Genomic DNA, 16,725 nt, shown 5'->3' with positions numbered 1-16,725 from the left:
TTATTGCACGATGAACTCGGTGAACAGCACGTCCCGGATATCCAGGGGCGGCTGCGGCTCGGTCAGCGGCTCGGCCAGCGTGGCGATGACCTCGTCGCTCAAGCGACGCTTGCCTTCCGGCGTGGTCAGCTCATTGGCACGCTTGCCCGAGAACAACATCAGCAGGCGACTGCGCACCTGGGGCATGTGTTCGGCAAGGATCTCGCGCGTTTCGTCGTTGCCCACTCTCAGAGAAATACCGGTATAGAGCAGGCGCGAGCCGAAATTATCGTCGGCGAGATTGACTGTGAACGGATCGATCTTGACGAAGATCGGCGCCTGGCGCTGAAGCTGCTGGGTCTGGACGCTGCCTTCACCGCCGCTGTTGCGGTCGTTCATGACCATGTAGATGGCCGCTCCGGCAGCTGCCGTGGAGAGCAGTACCAGCAGAATCATCAGCCACAGGAGCTTGGGGGAGCCCCCGTCGATTTCGCCATTGCCTTGCCTATTCTGTGTGAACCAGCGGTTGAAGAGTATTATGTCGGAGTCGCGCGGCGCCTGATGACAGGAACAAGCCGCGCGAAAGGGGTTATCTTGGCTTTTTGTCTCAAGCGTAGAGATTCACCCGGCCATCCAGCGGCAGCGTAGCGGAGGAGGGCGTCACGCCATTCTCTTCCATGCCCGGCAGCGCTGCTGCCTCGTCACCTTGGGATGAACCTCCCTGGCCGCGCCGACCGTCGTTTCCGGCAAATGCCTGGGCATCCTGGCGACGCTGTTCTCCCACGGAGGTATCACCCAGGCTGATGCCTTGTTCGGCAAGCGCCTCGCGCAGTTGGGGGATGGCCTGCTCGAGGACCTGGCGAACCTGAGCATGGGCAGACAGGAACTGGGCCTGCGCGCCTTGTTCGGTCATCTTCAGTGTTACCGAAAGCGGTCCCAGCTCGGCTGGGTTCAAGCGCATCTCGACTTGCTGCTCGCCACCGTGGCGAGCGAACTGCACCAGCTGCTGGCCGAGTTGGTTGGGCCAGGCGGGGCTCTGCAGCGGAGCGGTAAGGCTGGCCTGGGTGGGCTGCTGAACTGCCTGGCCCGGTATGCTGGTCGTGGTGGAGGTGTTGGCGCTCGGCTGTGTCATGGAGGCAGCCTCCGGCACGAAGCCTCCACGCGGCTGATCGGCTGCCATCGTGCGAAGTTCAGGGGCACCGGACTGAGACTTGGCGAACACAGTGGCCGGATCGATGGCACGTGATGCGCCGTTCGTGTTGCGCTCGGCATCGGTGATGTTGGCATCAGGCGTCGTGGTGCCGTTACCCAATTGGGCTGCAAGCGGATTGACAGATACAGCCCCCGCGGAGGCGGCAGGCATGTCAGGCCGCGCTATGCCCGCTGTAGGTTGAGACTCGGCAGGGCGAAGGGGATTCGCTGCCGCCGCAGCAAGGGCGGCCACTTGAGGCTGCTCATCAAGCGGCATTGCCGTGTCGACAGTCGGTGTCATATCGCTAGTCGATGCCATGGCGGGCAGCTCAGTGTCATCCGGCGGCGGCAAGTCGGTAACCAGCGACTGCAGATTGGCATCCAGCGGAGCATGGCCGTTGCCTTCGATCAGTGCGAGCCTGGCCATGATCTCGCTCAGTTGAGCATTGGGCTGGGCAAGCTCGATCCCTTCTTCAACAGGCTTTTCCACATGGGTATTCAAGGCCTGGAGCAGCGCTTGCTGTGCTGCCATGGTGGACGGGAGGCCTTCGCGCCATGCACTGCTCAACTGGGTTGGCATGTGGTTGGGCATGGCTTCACTGCCTGCCTGTGAGGCGTTGGCTGCCTGAGTCAATGCCAGGGCAAACTGGCCTTGACCCGTGCCGGATTCCAGCTTGCCGGAGGGCTGGGTCGGCAGAGCGGACAGGATCATCTGAATGTTCATAGGGGTCTCCTCTACCGAATCAGGGGGCATATCCGGCGCGCTGGCGCAGTAGCCGCCCGGCCGCCATCTCATCGTTGATGCGTTGTTCGCGGCGGGCCTCCTGGCGCTGCCGCTCGGCATCCCGGCGCGATACCAGAGTATCGAAGGCCGAGAGCCGTTGTTGTTCCTGCCGCCACTGCTGCTGGCTCTGCTCGACCCGCTGCTGTTGCGCGTCAAGCGCCTGACGGGCTCGTTGCAGTGCGGCATCCAGCGAGGCCAGGAATTGCTGATAGTTGTGCATGCTGGCTGGGTCGATGCCTTCGCGCATGGCCTGCTGCAGACGCTCGGCATACTCGAACCGGTAGCGGTTGAGTGCCTCGAGCTGGGAGGCTACCTGACGCTCGCTCTGGCGTTCACCGGCGAGCAATTGACTTGCCTGGTCGCGTGCATCACGTGCCAGGTCGCTCAGCATGGCGAGTTGTGACGATGCACTCATTGCCTGACTCCTAAGGTCTCAGCAAGAAGCTGTCGGGAAGCCTCTATCGAGGCGTTTTCATTCATGCCCTGTTGGAGAAAGCGTTCCAGCAGAGGGTAGCGCTGCACGGCCTCGTCCAGCTGCTGATCATGCCCCGGGCTATAGGCGCCAACGCTGATCAGGTCGCGATTACGCTGGTAACGCGAGAACAGGCGTTTGAACGCCTGGGTCATGGTCAGCTGCTGGTCGTCGATGATGTGGGTCATCACGCGGCTGATCGAGGCCTCGATGTCGATGGCCGGATAATGGCCAGCCTCGGCCAGGGTCCGTGACAGTACGATGTGACCGTCGAGGATGGCGCGGGCCGAATCGGCAATGGGATCCTGCTGGTCGTCGCCTTCGGTCAGCACGGTATAGAACGCCGTGATCGAACCGTGGCCGCGCTCGGCATTGCCGGCGCGCTCCACCAGGCTCGGGAGTTTGGCGAATACTGAGGGCGGGTAGCCCTTTGTGGCCGGTGGCTCGCCGATGGCCAGGGCAATCTCACGTTGGGCCATGGCGTAGCGGGTCAGCGAGTCCATGATCAGCAGTACGTTCTTGCCCTGGTCGCGATAGCCTTCGGCCAGGCGTGTGGCGTAGGCGGCGCCCTGCAGGCGCTGCAGCGGCGAGGTGTCGGCCGGAGCCGCCACTACCACGGCGCGGCGACGGCCTTCCGGACCCAGGATATTGTCGATGAAGTCCTGCACTTCGCGGCCACGTTCGCCAATCAACCCCACCACGATGATGTCGGCGCCGGTGTAGCGAGCCATCATGCCCAGGAGTACCGATTTGCCCACGCCGGAGCCGGCGAACAGGCCCATGCGCTGGCCCCGGCCGACACTGAGCAGGGCGTTGATGGCACGAATCCCGACATCGATCTGTTCATTGATCGGTGCCCGCTTCAGCGGGTTCAGCGGCGGCGTGGAAAGGGGCGCGCGGGGTGCGCTGTCCAGCGGGCCAAGGCCATCCAGCGGCTCGCCGTTACCATCTACCACGCGGCCCAGTAGTGACTCGCCGAGCGGGAAACGGCGGGCGGCATGATCCGGGCCATCGCCAAGCGGAAAGACCCTGGCTCCGGGCATCAAGCCGCTGATTTCCGAGAGCGGCATCAGCAGCAGGCGCTCACCGTTGAAGCCGACTACCTCGGCTTCGGCAAAGCGTGGTGGTTCGTTACCACCGGGGGAGAGCAGTTCGATACGGCAGGCATTGCCAAGCGCCACGCGCAGGCCAACCGCTTCGATCACCATGCCGGTGGCGCGCAGCACCCGGCCGCTGGTGCGGTAACCGGGTACCGTTTCCACGCGCTCACGGACGCGCTGCAGCGTCTGCTGCCAGCGTGTCCGATGCGCGTTGGGTGTTGGTACCGCGGTGTCGATCATGTCCATGCCTCGCTGCTATTCGTCATTGGCGTCATCGTTGGATGTCGCCGAATGCCGCCTTCTGACTTGAGCCTTGACTGCCTGCCAACGGGTTTCCCAGGTGGCGTCCAGTTCGCCGTTTGCGCTCGTCACTCGGCAGCCGCCGCGTGTGAGCTGGGCGTCGGGTTGCAGCTTCCAGCCGGCAGCCGCCAGCTCAGCGCCAAGGTGCTCCTCGACCAGCTTGTGATCCAGGGGGTGCAGCCACAGGCGCTGCTGACCGACCAGCGGGGGCTCGGTGTGCAGCAGAGCCTTGACCAGCTCCAGTACCTGACGCGGCCGTGCCTTGAGCGCTTCGCCAGCCAATTGATGGCCAGTTGTTAGGGCCAGCTCCACCAAGTCGGTGGCGATCTCGTCGTCGAGCTGCTCCAGCGCGCTGCTGAATTGCTCGGCCAGCGGTGCGAGCGGCTTGACGGTTTCGCGGACCTGCCGCTCAAGCTCACGCTGGGCTTCCTGACGGCCTTCTTCGAGACCCTGTGCATGACCTTCACTACGGCCGCTCTCGAAGCCGGCCCGATAGCCTTCTTCGCGTGCTTCCTGCATCACCTTCTCGCGCAGTGCCTTCAGTTCTGCCTGGCGCTGGAACTGCTCGCGACGCCTTGCCTGCTCGGCGGGATCCTGCTGGGGAGCTGTACGCTCGCCCGCTTCCTCGCTGTGCAGCTCGCCCATTTGCCAGCGCTGCCAGGGCGCATGACGAGCGGACGAGGAGGGCGCATGCTCAGACATAGGTGTCGTCCCCACCGCTCAGCACGATCTCGCCGGAATCCGCCAGGCGGCGTACCACCTGGAGAATGGCCTTCTGTTCGGCTTCCACCTGGGAGACGCGGATCGGACCACGGGCCTCCATGTCCTCGCGCATGAGGTCGGCGGCACGCCGCGACATGTTGCGCAGGAACTTCTCCATGAGCCCTTCGGGGGCTCCCTTGAGTGCCACCACCAGCGAATTGGTGTCGATCTCCTTGAGCACCAGTTGAATGCTGCGGTCGTCCAGGTCCATGAGGTTCTCGAACAGGAACATCTCGTCGATGATCTTCTGGGCCAGATCCTCGCTGTGGGCGCGTACCGTCTCGATGGCGGTCTCCTCGAGGGAGGAGTTCATCAAGTTGAGAATCTCGGCGGCGGTTCTTACGCCACCCATCTTGCTGCGCTTGAGGTTCTGGCCATCGAGCATGCCGGAGAGTACCTCAGTGAGTTCCTGCAGGGCGGCTGGCTGCACGCCGCTGAAGGTTGCGATGCGCAGTACCACGTCGTTGCGCAGCTTGTCGGTGAACTGCTCCAGGATATCCGCGGCCTGGTGGCGCTCCAGGTGAACCAGGATGGTGGCAATGATCTGCGGATGCTCGTCGCGGATCAGCTCGGCCACCATGGAGGCTTCCATCAGGTTCAGCGAGTCGATGCCGCTGCTGCTGCCCTTGCTCTCCAGGATGTCCTCGATCAGGCTGGTGGCGCGCTCGCTGCCCAGCGCCTTGGTCAGCACCGAACGGATGTGCTCGCTGGAATTGAGGTTCAGCGCGATGTACTCCTCGGTCTCGCGATGGAACTCCAGCAGTACCTGCTGCATGTCCTCGTGAGATACCTGGGCCATCTCGGACATTTCCATACTCAACTGCTGGATCTCCGAGGGCCCCAGATACTTGAACACCTCGGCCGCGCTGTCTTCGTCGAGAGCCAGCATCAGGATGGCGCTGCGGCGCAGGCCGCTCATGGTCTTGGCGCTACTCATTCTTGGTCATCCAGTTGCGGACGATCATGGCGATCATGCGTGGATCCTCCTGGGCCATCTCGCGCAGGTCGGCGAGATGATCTTCGTAAGCGGAGGAGCGGCGTTTGCGCTTCGGCTTCTGGTACGGACGCAGTTCGTCGTCTTCACCACCGGCCGCTTGTAGTTCACCCTCGGTCGGTTCGTTGTCGTCACCCACGCGGACCTGCAGGCCGGTACCGGGTGCTGCGGCCAGCACGGGGCGCTCGGTGTGGCGCTTGATCAACGGGCGCAGGACGAGCAGGTAACCCAGCAGGATACCCAGTGCCACCAGCAGGTAGCGGCCAATGGTGAGCGCCAACTGATGGATCTCCGGTGACTGCCACCATTCGAGCTCTTCGGTTTCGTCGACTGCACGGCTGAACGGACTGTTGACGACCTCTATCTCGTCGCCGCGCGCCTGCGAGAAGCCAATCGCTTGGCGCACCAGCCGCTCGATCTGGGCAATCTCGGTCGCGCTAAGCGGGACGCGCTGCCACTCGCCCTCTTCGTTGCGTTCCTCGCGATAATCGACCACGACCGCGGCGGTCAGGCGCGTCACCTGGCCCTGGCGGTGCTGAATGTGCTGTATGTTGCGGTCGACCTCATAGTTGACGACATCGTCCTGGCGCAGGTTGTTGAGCGCCTGCAGGCTCTGTTGAGCCTCTTCGGTCAGCTCGCCTTCCTCGTCGGTAGGCAGCTCGATGGGGGAGGGCGCGACGCCCGGCGGAGTGTTGCTCAATGCGCCGGGGATGCCCAGGGCCAGATCGTCGCCGCCGTTATAGGAAAGGCTCGACTGACGGCTACGCACGGCCGCTTCGTTGGGCGGCTGGTTGGGGCCGAAGCGCTCGGAGGTCTCCTCGCGGCGGGAGAAGTCGATCTGAGCGGCCACCTGGGCGCTAATGTTCTCGCGGCCGAGGATCGGAGCCAGAATGTTCTCGATGCGTTGCTGGAAGGAGCGCTCGACCTCGGCGATATAGTCGAGTTGAGTGGCGTCCAGCCCGCGTCCCTGTGAGTTGGGCTGTGACAGCATGCGACCGTTCTGGTCGACCACGGTGACGTTCTCGGCGGACAGGTCCGGCACGCTGCTGGAAACCATGTGCACGATGGCGGCGACTTGGCCATCGCCGATGACCCGGCCGGGCTCCAGGGTGACGATGATCGACGCCTTGGCGGGCTCGCGGTCGCGCACGAAAACCGAGGAGCGCGCCATGGCCAGGTGCACCCGGGCGCGTGATACCGGGCCCAGGGATTCGATGGAGCGTGACAGCTCTCCTTCGAGGCCGCGCTGGAAGTTGACCTGCTCGGCGAACTGGCTGACGCCGAAGGCTTGGTTATCCATTACCTCGAAGCCGACGTTGCCGCCGCGCGGCAGGCCCTGCTCGGCCAATTGCAGGCGCAGGCTATGCACGGCATCGCCTGGTACCAGTAGTGCGGTACCGCCCTCGCTGAAGCGGTAGGGCACGCCCCGGCTCTCCAGTTCGCTGATGATGCGACCGCCGTCGGCTTCGGTGAGGTTGCTGTAAAGGACGCGGTACTCGGGGGCACGCGCCCACATCAGCAAGGCCACCACGATCGCGATCATGGCGGCGCCACCGATCAGAATGGCGATCAGCGGGTTGCCGCGGAGCTGCTGCTGGAGTCGCTCGAACAGGGCCGCGGAAGACGCGCTGTTGGTGGAGTCCTGACGCTCCTGCGTCGTGGCGCCGTTGCTCATGCGTCCCCCCGCAGGAGGGCGCCGCTGGCCGCATGGAAGATGTTGCTGGAAGATGGCATCGACTGCATCCGTTCACCGCGTTCTGGCTGCCCGCAGGGGGCGCAACTGTGATGAACGCTATTATGCGAGCCGCCATCCAGTCCAAAGGCGGGAAAAGCCCTGCTTTTACCTTCCATTTGGTGGTTTGGTAAGTGCGTGTAAGCTGTTAGCCTTGCTCTACATTCGCCGGAGCCCCGCTTTGTCGGGCCTCATGCGGCGAGCCATACGCATAATGAAGTATGTAAAACGAAGTCGCCAAAGGGGCACGAATCATGAGTTCACCCGCCATCCAGTCGGCACTGGCACAGATGCAGACCCTGGCTGCCCAGGCGGGCAGTCAGGTCGGCAAGGGGCAGCAGGTTTCCACGCAGGTGGGGCAAGGCGGCTTCGCCGGCGAGCTACAGGCCTCGATACAGCGTATCAATCGCCTGCAGCAGGCATCCGCAGCCAAGTCCATGGCCTTCCAGGCGGGTGATCCCAATGTCGAACTCAACGACGTCATGGTCGACATGCAGAAGGCCAGCGTGGCGTTCCAGATGGGTTTGCAAGTCAGGAATCGCCTGGTAAGCGCCTATCGAGATGTCATGAACATGCAGGTCTGATCATCACACCTTCAGGCTGATCAAGCTGCCTTGCAGTTCATTCAGCCTCTCCGCGATGGCGAGCACTTCCTCGGCGGGAATCTGGCGCAGTACGTCGCCCGTTTCCCGATCCACGATGCGAGTAACGATCCGGGATGGGTCGTTGAGTTCGAATTCCACACCATACTGGCGCAAGACTTCATTGATTCTCTGTATCGGCTCTACCAGGTCGGCCTGGCTTGGTGACTGACCATGGCTCGTGGCCTGGGCCAGCATGCTGCCGGCGGTAGGCAGCGAGGAAAGCACGGCTTCCTTGCGCTGACGCGGCGTCAGGTCGTGCAACGCCGATGTGCTCAAGGTATTGGTGGCATCTGTCAGTGGCGAAGACATAGTGCGTTTTCCTTATTGGTACCCAGCATCCTCCCCAAGGCTGTCAGCCGGACAGCCTCTCCCACGAAGGCTATCGGCCGACGTTTCGATATCTTTAGTCTCCCGCCTATCTTTTTTTCCCTCACGTTGATGCAAAGTTAGATCAAGAGGATAAAATGCGGTTACGGATTGGCTACATTTCGAGAGTTCGATCCTGAACGGGCAAGGAGCTTGAGCGGGGCAAGGAGGCAAGCGGGTTGCTCTTGGGCTCGGTGCATCCGAGGCTCAAGCAGCCGTGTCCAGCCAGCGAGGCGCCATGAGCCAAGAGCTACCTATCGAACGCATCATGCAGACTGGGCTGCTGACATGTGAGCCCGATACGCCACTATGGATGGCCGCTGAGCGCATGGCGGCGCGCCAATGCAGTTCGGTCATCGTGGTCAAAGCGGGGCAACCGCTGGGGATATGGACCGAGCGCGATGCACTTGCCGTCAATTTCTCCGACCCCGATGCTGGGCGTCTGCCAATCTCCCAGGCCATGAGCCAGCCGGTCGCCAGTCTGCACCGCACCACTACCATCAGCGAGGCGGCGCTGCGCTTCGGCGCCGAGCGGCGCCGGCATTTCCTCGTCGTCGACGATGGCGGCACGCCGGTTGGTATTTTGTCGCAGACCGACGTCGCCTTGAACCAGGGGCTCGAACCCTACCTTCGGCTGCGCGAGGTGCAGGCTGCCATGCGTCAGCGAGCCTTGGTGCTGGAGGGAACGCAATTGCTGGCGCAGGCCGCGCGCTCGATGCGGCTGTCGGAATGCGATGCCGTGGTGGTCAAGTGTGCCGATGGTGAGCTGGGCATCCTGACCGAGCGCGATCTGGTTCGTTTCGTGGCGCGACACCCTGGCAATATGCCCATCGAGGGACTGGCCAGTCGTCCTCTGCTGACGGTGCATCAGAATGACACCCTGATTGCCGCGCGGGACCTGCTGATGAATCACCGTGTGCGCCATCTGGCGGTGCTAGATGAGGTCGATGAGGTGATCGGGTTGCTGGGTTTTCGCGACATGCTGGCCGGGGCCGAGCATCTTTACATGCAGGATCTGCGCAATGCCCTGGAGCAGCGCGATCGCGCTCTCGCCCAGTCGCGAGAGAACCTGCAGTTGGCCGAGCGGATCATCGATGCATCGCTGGATGGCATCATCATCACCGATCCCAGTAACCGCATCGAGTTCGTCAATCGTGCCTTCACCCATATGACCGGGTATACCGCGGAAGAGGTGATCGGCAAGACGCCCGAGATTCTCTCGTCGGGGCGTCACGATGCCGCTTTCTATCGCCAGATGTGGGATAGCCTGAAGCGCAGCGGCTACTGGCGTGGCGAGATCTGGAACCGGCGCAAGAGCGGCGAACTCTTCCTGGAGCTGTTGACGATCACTGCGATCAGCGATGAAAGCGGTGCGGTGACCCATTACGCGGCGCTGTTCAGTGACATCACGCACCTGCGCGAGAACGAAGAGCGTATCCGCAAGCTGGCCTATTATGATGCCCTCACCGGGCTGCCCAACCGTCGCCTGTTGGAAGATCGCCTGGAACTGGCGATACGCCACGCTCATCGAAACCAGACCCGGCTGGCGGTCATTTTCGTCGACCTGGATCATTTCAAGGAGGTCAACGACGCGCTGGGCCATGCCTTCGGCGACGAACTGCTGGTGATGATGGCCGAGAGGCTGCAGCTGCGCCTGCGTGAGGACGATACTCTCGCCCGCCTGGGCGGCGATGAGTTTCTCGTACTGCTTCCCGACCTGGAGGAGGTCGACGAGATCACCCGGATCGCTCGACGGCTGGTGGAGGCCGTTCGCGAACCCTGCGTGATCGAGGGGCAGGAGTTCCGCCTCGGCTGTAGTCTGGGCATCAGCCTCTATCCGGACGATGCCTCGACGGCGGAGTCGCTGGTACACAATGCCGATGTCGCCATGTATCGCGCGAAGCAGGAAGGGCGCAACGGCTATCGTCTCTATCGCAACGAAATGAACCTTCAGGAGGACCGTCAGCGGGCGCTGGAAACCGCCTTGCGTGATGCTTTCATCAGTGGTGAAGGTTTGCAGCTGCACTATCAGCCCGTCTTCGAACGTGAAGGTGAGCGGCTGTATGGCGCCGAGGCGCTGCTTCGCTGGCATCACCCTCTGCTGGGCAGCGTGCCGCCGGCCGATGTCGTGACGTTGGCCGAGCGTGCGGGCCTGCTGCCACAGCTGGATGAATTCATCCTCGAGCAGATCTGCGGGCAACTTGCGGCCTGGGGTGCCGTAGGGGCCGGGCCGGTACCCATCAGCATCAACCTCTCTGCACGCCAGTTCTGGCAGCATGACCTACCGGTGCGCGTGGCCACCAAGCTGAAAGAGCACAAACTGCAGCCGGGCCTGCTGGGCTTCGAGATCAGCGAGCGCACCCTGCTCGACAAGCCCCATCAGGCAGCCGTGGTGCTCAAGCGGTTGCGGCGTCTGGGCGGTTTGGTCGCGATCAATGACTTCGGTACTGGCTATGCCTCTCTCGGCTATCTCCAGGAACTGCCCGTCAGCATGCTCAAGATCGACCGGCGTTTCGTGCAGCGCCTGGACAGCGGCCAGCGGGGCAGCGCGGCCATCGTGGCCGCGGTAGCGGGAATGGCTCGTGAAATGGAGTTGCGCCTTGCTGCCGTTGGCGTCGAGACCGAGGCTCAGCGCGAGATACTGGCTCGCCATGGCGTTGAGCTGATCCAGGGATACCTGACCGGCCAGCCGGTACCGGCTGATGTCTTCGCCAGTCGCTATCTGGACTCCCGGAGCGATGTCACGCCGCAGGACGCCTGAACGCCGTGGCCTGGCGCCGAAGAGCCAGCTTTGTCTAACGCTTTTCTTGGCTTCACCCAGGGGCGCGATCCATTAGGCTAGGTGTTTGTCCGGACCAGCAGCCGTTTCGATGAGCCCTCTTCACGCCAGCAGTGGCGATCATCGTGGCCCCATGCGCCATGAGTCGCTGATGCCGACCCATCACGATCAGGAACAGGCCAGCACCTGGATGATCGGCTACCTGGATATCATGACCCTGCTGGTCGCTCTCATGGTACTCATCTTTACGCTTTCCAGCTTCGGGCGCTCTGACAGTGAGGCCGCGCCACCTACCGCGCGCGTGCCCTTCGCCGTGCCGCTGCCCAGCGAAATGGCTCAAATGTTGCCTGCGGTAGCCGAGCCGCGTCCGACCCCCGGACAGCTGAATCGAGCGGCCGTTTCCGCAGCGCTGGGTGTGGCGGGTCTGCCGCGCCGTAGTGACCCGCTCGTGCCGTCCGCACCGAGTGAGGCAGTGGCCTTTGTCGCCCCCACGCCTCTGGCCTTGCTGGAACGGCGCACGCCACCACCACTGGCATTGCCTCGGCCGCTAGTGACATCCAACGGTGAAATACCAATGCCCATGGCCGATTTTGTGCTGGTGCTGACGGATCGCCCTCCAGCCGCCGTACGCGAGCTTGACGCCGAGGCCGTGGCGAGTTCGGCGGCGCTGAGCCAGGCATTGAGCGAGCGTCTCGAAGAGGCACCCTACCTGGCCGACCTGGAGGGCGTCGAGGTATCGCGCGTCGCCGAGGGGATCAAGCTGCGGGTGGAGGATCGCTGGCTCTTCCCCACCGCCACCGCCGACCTCACCGAGGATGGCGAGTCACTTATCCAGCGCCTGGTGGAAGTGATCCAGCGGCACGAAGGCGAGGTAGCCGTGGAGGGGCATACCGATGACCGGCCTATTCAGACCAACGAGTTTCCTTCCAACTGGGTGCTCTCCAGTGCGCGGGCAATTGCCGTCGTTCACGCGCTAGAGCGCTCAGGTGTGGATTCGCAACGCCTGCGTGCAGTGGGTCTGGCCGATACACGGCCACTGGCGAGTAACGACACTGGAGAGGGGCGGGCACAGAACCGTCGCGTCGAGGTCATCATTCACGCGCGCTAATTATAACTAAAGTCTTGGTTCCAGCGGTCGATAAGCCATGCAGCCCGAGGCACAGGACGTGCTCGGATCTGCATCCAGCTTATCGTGAGAACCTCATGCTTTCTTCCCTTCGATTCCGACTTCTGTTGGCTACGGCGTCGGTCATTGCCGTGGCGTTGCTCATCAACGCCGCCATCAGCTACTTCACATTCCAGCACCATAACAACCGCCAGGTGGAGCAGAACCTGGCGGCTGAGGCGCGGGGTAACGCACTGGCCATCGGCGAGTGGCTGCAGGCTCGCGCCAGCATGCTCGAGGCACTGGAGCCCGCCGTACAGAGCGGCGACCCGTTGCCGGAACTGCGCCAGGCGGCCACCGCCGGCGGCTTCATTACCGCCTACCTGGCCGATCCCAGCGATGGCAGTGGTATCTTCTCCGACGGCTGGGAGCCGCCGGCCGACTACGATCCCCGCGAGCGCCCTTGGTATCAGAAGGCGGTGGCGGAGGAATCCACCGTTATCACTGAACCCTACGTGGATGCCAGTACCGGTGGCCTGATCGTCACCATCGCCACGCCGTTTTACCGTAACGGTCGCCTGGCGGCCGTGGCCGGTGGCGATATAGCCATCGACAAGGTGGTCTCCATCGTCGACGCCATCGCCCCCACGCCGGCCAGCTTCGCCTTCCTGGTTACTGCCGACGGCACCCTGGTAGCCCATCCTGACGCCGAGCTGACCCTGGAGCCGGCCTCTCGTCTCAGCGACGCCTTCAATGGCAATATCTTCGCTTCGGCCATCGGGGCCGAGCGTCCGCTGCGCCTGGCCCTGAAGGGCGGTGACAAGCGGTTGCGCGGCATGTTAATCGTTGGTACCGACTGGCAACTGGTCATCGCGCTGGACGAACGCGAGGCTACCGCCGGGCTGCGTGCAGTGCTGGGTAGCTCGGCCGTGACTCTGGTGCTAGTGGTGCTCGGCACCTTCGTAGTGCTGGGAACCCTGCTCAAGCTCATGTTCCGCCGCCTGCAGACGGTGCGCGATGCCATGACCGACATCGCCAGCGGCGCAGGCGATCTCACCCAGCGCTTGCCGGAGGACGGTCACGACGAAGTGGCGCAGATCGCGGCAGCCTTCAATCGGTTCGTGTCGCGTATCGAAGATGTCATGCTCACGATTCGTGATGCCAGTGAGTCGGTCACGGTGGCTGCAGGCGAGATCGCCACCGGCGGACAGGACCTTTCCCGGCGTACGGAAAATGCCGCTTCCAGCCTGCAGCAGAGTTCGGCCTCGATAGAACAGATCACCAGTACCGTCGAGCACACCGCAGATTCGGCTCGGCACGCCAGTGAGCTGTCGCAATCTGCCTCCGATGTCGCTGCTAGAGGAGGTGAAGTGGTGGGGCAAGTGGTTGCCACCATGCAGGAAATCACGACCTCATCCGAACGTATCGGCAACATCGTCAAGGTGATGGATGGCATTGCCTTCCAGACCAACCTGCTGGCACTCAACGCGTCGGTAGAGGCGGCCCGGGCCGGCGAGCAGGGCAGGGGGTTTGCCGTGGTGGCCGGCGAGGTACGTCAACTGGCGACGCGCAGCGCCGAAGCCTCGCGCGAAATTCGCGGACTGATCGAAGCGTCCGGCCAGAAGGTGGCCTCGGGGACCGAGCTGGTGCAACGTGCCGGCGCCACCATGGAAGAGCTCGTCGCCGGTGTCGGTCGCGTGGCCAAGGTATTGGGTGAGATCAGCTCAGCGGCGGGTGAGCAGAGCGACGGCATCGGCCAGGTCAACATCGCCGTAGCGGAGTTGGACCGCATGACGCAGCAGAACGCCGCCCTGGTGGAAGAATCCACCGTCGCCGCCGAGCAGCTCAAGGAACAGGCCGATCGCCTGGCCGAAGCGGTGGGTGGGTTCAAGCTAACTGAGCGTCGCCTGGCCTGCACTTAGGTTAGGTGCGGCAGAAGCAGGCTGGCTGCAGGGACGCGGCCATGAAACTCCACCATTTTTTTCTCCAAGGCCTAAAGTTATTTGATTGGCTGCCGAGTAAGAGTGGTATCAGGAGGCAAATACACCGACACAGGGCAGTTCCTCATGGCTAGTATCTCATCGCTCGGCATCGGCTCCGGGCTCGATCTCAACGGGCTTCTCGATCAACTCAATGCCGCCGAGCGCGGCAAGCTCAAACCCATCGAGAGCCAGATCAAGACCCAGCAGGTCAAGATTTCCGCCTACGGTGAGCTCAAGGGGGCGCTCTCCGCTTTTCAGACCGCGGCCAATGCGCTCAACGATGCCTCGCTCTACCAGAGCCTTTCTACCTCCACTACTGGTGAGGCCATACAGGCCGCTGCCGGCGCTGACGCGAGCCTTGGGCGCTACGAGGTCGAAGTCGAGACCCTGGCTTCTGCCGGCAGCTATGCTACGGCGCGCCTGGAAGGAATCGAAACGCTCGATGATTCCGTAGTGAGCGGCGGCGGGACGTTGCAGTTGCAGTTCGCCCATGCCAATGGCGGAGATGGGGAGAGCGTGCCGATCAGTATCGACGACAACGCCACGCTGGCGGACATTCGCGATGCGATCAACGCCGAGCAAGCCGGCGTTACCGCTTCGATCGTCAATGATGGAGATGGCTACCGGTTGGCGTTGATGTCCACCGATACGGGTGAGGAAGCATCGATCACCGGAATGGACTGGTCCGGCGTCGATCTGGAGGCAGGCGTCAGCTTCAGCACCACAGCCACTGCCGTTGAAAATGTCGGTAAGGATGCCGAGCTTACCGTCAACGGTATCGCGATCAGTAGTCCTTCCAATCAGGTGGAGGGAGCCATCCAGGGCGTCACGCTCAACCTGACCGGTGAGGGCAGCAGCACCGTCAAGGTCGAGCAGAATACGCGCGCGGTGCGCGAGGCGATCACCGGTTTCGTCGAGGCCTTCAATGCGTTGAAGGGCACCATTGGCAAGCTGACCGCTTTCACCGGTGATAGCGAAACCGCAGGCGATCTGCTGGGTGATAGCGCAGTGCGCAGCATCGAATCGCAGTTACGTAGCGTATTGGCCGGTGGTGTGGCGGCGGAAGAGGGTGGCTTTGCCATGCTCAGCGACATCGGCATTTCGTTGAAGCTCGACGGCACGTTGGAGATCGATCAGCAGCGCCTGGACGACGTGATCGCCAACGACCAGGATGCCTTAAGTGCCTTCTTTGCCGGCGACACTGCCACGGGCGGCCTGGCAGGCCAACTGAGCGAAGCCATTACCCAGCTGAACGGCAATAACGGCGCTTTGGGCGGTGCCATCAGCGGCGCCGAGAGCCGTATCGAAAGCCTCAACGAGCGCTACGCGCGCATGGAGCAGAGCATCGACGCTACCATCGCCCGTTATCGCACCCAGTTCGGGCAGCTCGATGGCATGATCGCTCAGATGAACCAGACCAGCGACTATCTCTTCCAACAGTTCGAGATGATGAACGCTCAGCTTGGGCGAAAGTGATCGTCAACTGTCGAGTATTCAGCCGCCCCATAGTGGGCGGTTTTTATTTGAATGGTTGGCAGGGCTGACGCAGCCGGTTGGTGTAGTGCTACGAAGCTAGCGCCACCGGGTTAAAGTCTTATTCATCGAAGCCGATAACCCCTCCACCGGTGCATATTGCCCGGCGGAGGGCATTTGCGTGGCCGTTATCAATACCAATATTCTCTCGATGATCGTGCAAGCCAACCTGCGCGGCAGCCAGAAGGCCATGCAGAGCGCCATGCAGCGTCTCTCTTCGGGCCTGCGCATCAACAGCGCCAAGGACGACCCGGCGGGGCAGGCCATTGCCAACCGCATGACCGCACAAATCCGCGGACTCAACCAGGCGGCACGCAATGCCAGCGATGGTATCTCGCTGGTACAAACCGCCGAAGGCGCGCTCAATCAGGTCAACGACAACCTTCAGCGCATCCGCGAACTCACCGTGCAAGCCGGTAACGACACCTTGAGCCCTTCCGATCTCGCCGCGATTCAGGCTGAGATAGACCAGCGCCTCGACGAGATAGATCGTGTCGGGCAGCAAACCGGCTTCAACGGTGTTTCAGTGCTAGGCGAGAACCGCAGCCTGCATATACAGGTGGGCGCCAATGATGGTGAGACGATCGCCATTTCCCTCCAGGTTGTCGATCGCCATTCCCTGGGCCTGGGTGGATTTCGGGTCGTGGATGACGGCAGCAGTACTACCACCGAATCGCCGCTGGATGCCCTCGACGAAGCACTCAAGCGAGTCGACCGTCAGCGCAGCCAGCTTGGCGCGCTGCATAACCGCTTCGAAGCGGTGATCGACAATATTCACTCCTCCGTTACCAATCTCAGCGCAGCCCGCTCGCGCATCATGGATGCCGATTACGCCAGGGAAGTTTCCAATCTGGTACGCGCCCAGATCCTGCAGCAGGTGGGCTTCGCCATTCTGGCCCAGGCGAACCGTCAGCCGGAACTGGTTCTGGAGCTGCTGCGCCAGCGCTGAATCTGGCTCGTGGCACGATGCGTCAACACGTGAGCGAAAATTTTTTTTCTTTC

Annotated in this window: 14 protein-coding genes; 6 read left to right on the top strand and 8 right to left on the bottom strand. The window is 62.8% G+C overall.

The window, feature by feature from the left end; genetic code table 11:
• The 7 genes from fliL to fliF all read right to left on the bottom strand — a co-directional run bounded on the left by fliL (position 1) and on the right by fliF (position 7,257).
• Entirely contained in the window at positions 1-435 is a 435-nt protein-coding gene (gene fliL / locus EKK97_RS13625) for a flagellar basal body-associated protein FliL (protein ID WP_159552627.1), read from the bottom strand.
• A gap of 151 nt (positions 436-586) precedes the next feature.
• Positions 587-1,894 (bottom strand): flagellar hook-length control protein FliK, encoded by a 1,308-nt coding sequence (locus EKK97_RS13620; protein ID WP_159552625.1) that lies wholly within the window; start codon positions 1,892-1,894, stop codon positions 587-589.
• 19 nt (positions 1,895-1,913) lie between these two features.
• Positions 1,914-2,369 (bottom strand): flagellar export protein FliJ, encoded by a 456-nt coding sequence (fliJ, locus tag EKK97_RS13615; protein ID WP_159552623.1) that lies wholly within the window; start codon positions 2,367-2,369, stop codon positions 1,914-1,916.
• Entirely contained in the window at positions 2,366-3,766 is a 1,401-nt protein-coding gene (gene fliI / locus EKK97_RS13610; RefSeq protein ID WP_422673570.1) for a flagellar protein export ATPase FliI, read from the bottom strand. The genes fliJ and fliI overlap by 4 nt, the downstream gene beginning before the upstream one ends.
• A gap of 15 nt (positions 3,767-3,781) precedes the next feature.
• On the bottom strand, positions 3,782-4,528 hold the full coding sequence (locus EKK97_RS13605) for a flagellar assembly protein FliH (protein ID WP_159552621.1): 747 nt from the start codon (positions 4,526-4,528) through the stop codon (positions 3,782-3,784).
• A complete protein-coding gene (gene fliG, locus EKK97_RS13600; RefSeq protein ID WP_159552619.1) occupies positions 4,521-5,525 on the bottom strand; it encodes a flagellar motor switch protein FliG in 1,005 nt (334 codons plus the stop codon). The genes EKK97_RS13605 and fliG overlap by 8 nt, the downstream gene beginning before the upstream one ends.
• Positions 5,518-7,257, bottom strand: a complete 1,740-nt coding sequence (gene fliF, locus EKK97_RS13595) for a flagellar basal-body MS-ring/collar protein FliF (protein WP_159552617.1) — start codon at positions 7,255-7,257, stop codon at positions 5,518-5,520. Before fliF ends, fliG begins: the two co-directional genes overlap by 8 nt.
• A gap of 311 nt (positions 7,258-7,568) precedes the next feature.
• Here fliF and fliE point away from each other — a divergent pair, with 311 nt between their 5' ends.
• The gene (gene fliE / locus EKK97_RS13590; protein ID WP_159552615.1) at positions 7,569-7,898 is read left to right on the top strand and encodes a flagellar hook-basal body complex protein FliE; all 330 of its coding nucleotides are present in this window, start codon (positions 7,569-7,571) and stop codon (positions 7,896-7,898) included.
• 3 nt (positions 7,899-7,901) lie between these two features.
• On the opposite strand, the gene EKK97_RS13585 is transcribed toward fliE, so the two are convergent.
• Positions 7,902-8,267, bottom strand: coding sequence for a flagellar protein FlaG (locus EKK97_RS13585; RefSeq protein WP_159552613.1), 366 nt, complete (start codon positions 8,265-8,267; stop codon positions 7,902-7,904).
• A 295-nt stretch (positions 8,268-8,562) separates the two neighbouring features.
• Here EKK97_RS13585 and EKK97_RS25470 point away from each other — a divergent pair, with 295 nt between their 5' ends.
• From EKK97_RS25470 to EKK97_RS13560, 5 genes are all read left to right on the top strand, one after another.
• Positions 8,563-11,085: an EAL domain-containing protein gene (locus tag EKK97_RS25470; protein WP_159552611.1), complete on the top strand. Its 2,523-nt coding sequence runs from the start codon at positions 8,563-8,565 to the stop codon at positions 11,083-11,085.
• A gap of 109 nt (positions 11,086-11,194) precedes the next feature.
• Positions 11,195-12,211, top strand: coding sequence for an OmpA family protein (locus EKK97_RS13575; RefSeq protein ID WP_159552609.1), 1,017 nt, complete (start codon positions 11,195-11,197; stop codon positions 12,209-12,211).
• A gap of 149 nt (positions 12,212-12,360) precedes the next feature.
• Entirely contained in the window at positions 12,361-14,130 is a 1,770-nt protein-coding gene (locus tag EKK97_RS13570) for a methyl-accepting chemotaxis protein (RefSeq protein ID WP_340162868.1), read from the top strand.
• A gap of 102 nt (positions 14,131-14,232) precedes the next feature.
• The gene (gene fliD, locus EKK97_RS13565; RefSeq protein ID WP_340162867.1) at positions 14,233-15,666 is read left to right on the top strand and encodes a flagellar filament capping protein FliD; all 1,434 of its coding nucleotides are present in this window, start codon (positions 14,233-14,235) and stop codon (positions 15,664-15,666) included.
• 178 nt (positions 15,667-15,844) lie between these two features.
• Positions 15,845-16,672: a flagellin N-terminal helical domain-containing protein gene (locus EKK97_RS13560; RefSeq protein ID WP_159552605.1), complete on the top strand. Its 828-nt coding sequence runs from the start codon at positions 15,845-15,847 to the stop codon at positions 16,670-16,672.
• The last annotated feature ends 53 nt before the right edge of the window (positions 16,673-16,725 follow it).

The organism is Billgrantia tianxiuensis, from assembly GCF_009834345.1.
GTDB classification, from domain to species: Bacteria; Pseudomonadota; Gammaproteobacteria; order Pseudomonadales; family Halomonadaceae; genus Halomonas; species Halomonas tianxiuensis.
The sequence above is the reverse complement of the archived record's forward strand: the minus strand, read 5'-3'. Positions and strand labels throughout refer to the sequence as shown.

Coding starts and splice junctions, on each gene's coding strand:
- fliF (WP_159552617.1), bottom strand. CDS start 7,257: ATGAGCAACGGCGCCACGACGCAGGAGCGTCAGGACTCCACCAACAGC.
- fliG (WP_159552619.1), bottom strand. CDS start 5,525: ATGAGTAGCGCCAAGACCATGAGCGGCCTGCGCCGCAGCGCCATCCTG.
- EKK97_RS13585 (WP_159552613.1), bottom strand. CDS start 8,267: ATGTCTTCGCCACTGACAGATGCCACCAATACCTTGAGCACATCGGCG.
- fliI (WP_422673570.1), bottom strand. CDS start 3,766: ATGATCGACACCGCGGTACCAACACCCAACGCGCATCGGACACGCTGG.
- fliL (WP_159552627.1), bottom strand. CDS start 435: ATGATTCTGCTGGTACTGCTCTCCACGGCAGCTGCCGGAGCGGCCATC.
- fliE (WP_159552615.1), top strand. CDS start 7,569: ATGAGTTCACCCGCCATCCAGTCGGCACTGGCACAGATGCAGACCCTG.
- EKK97_RS13620 (WP_159552625.1), bottom strand. CDS start 1,894: ATGAACATTCAGATGATCCTGTCCGCTCTGCCGACCCAGCCCTCCGGC.
- EKK97_RS25470 (WP_159552611.1), top strand. CDS start 8,563: ATGAGCCAAGAGCTACCTATCGAACGCATCATGCAGACTGGGCTGCTG.
- fliJ (WP_159552623.1), bottom strand. CDS start 2,369: ATGAGTGCATCGTCACAACTCGCCATGCTGAGCGACCTGGCACGTGAT.
- EKK97_RS13605 (WP_159552621.1), bottom strand. CDS start 4,528: ATGTCTGAGCATGCGCCCTCCTCGTCCGCTCGTCATGCGCCCTGGCAG.
- EKK97_RS13575 (WP_159552609.1), top strand. CDS start 11,195: ATGAGCCCTCTTCACGCCAGCAGTGGCGATCATCGTGGCCCCATGCGC.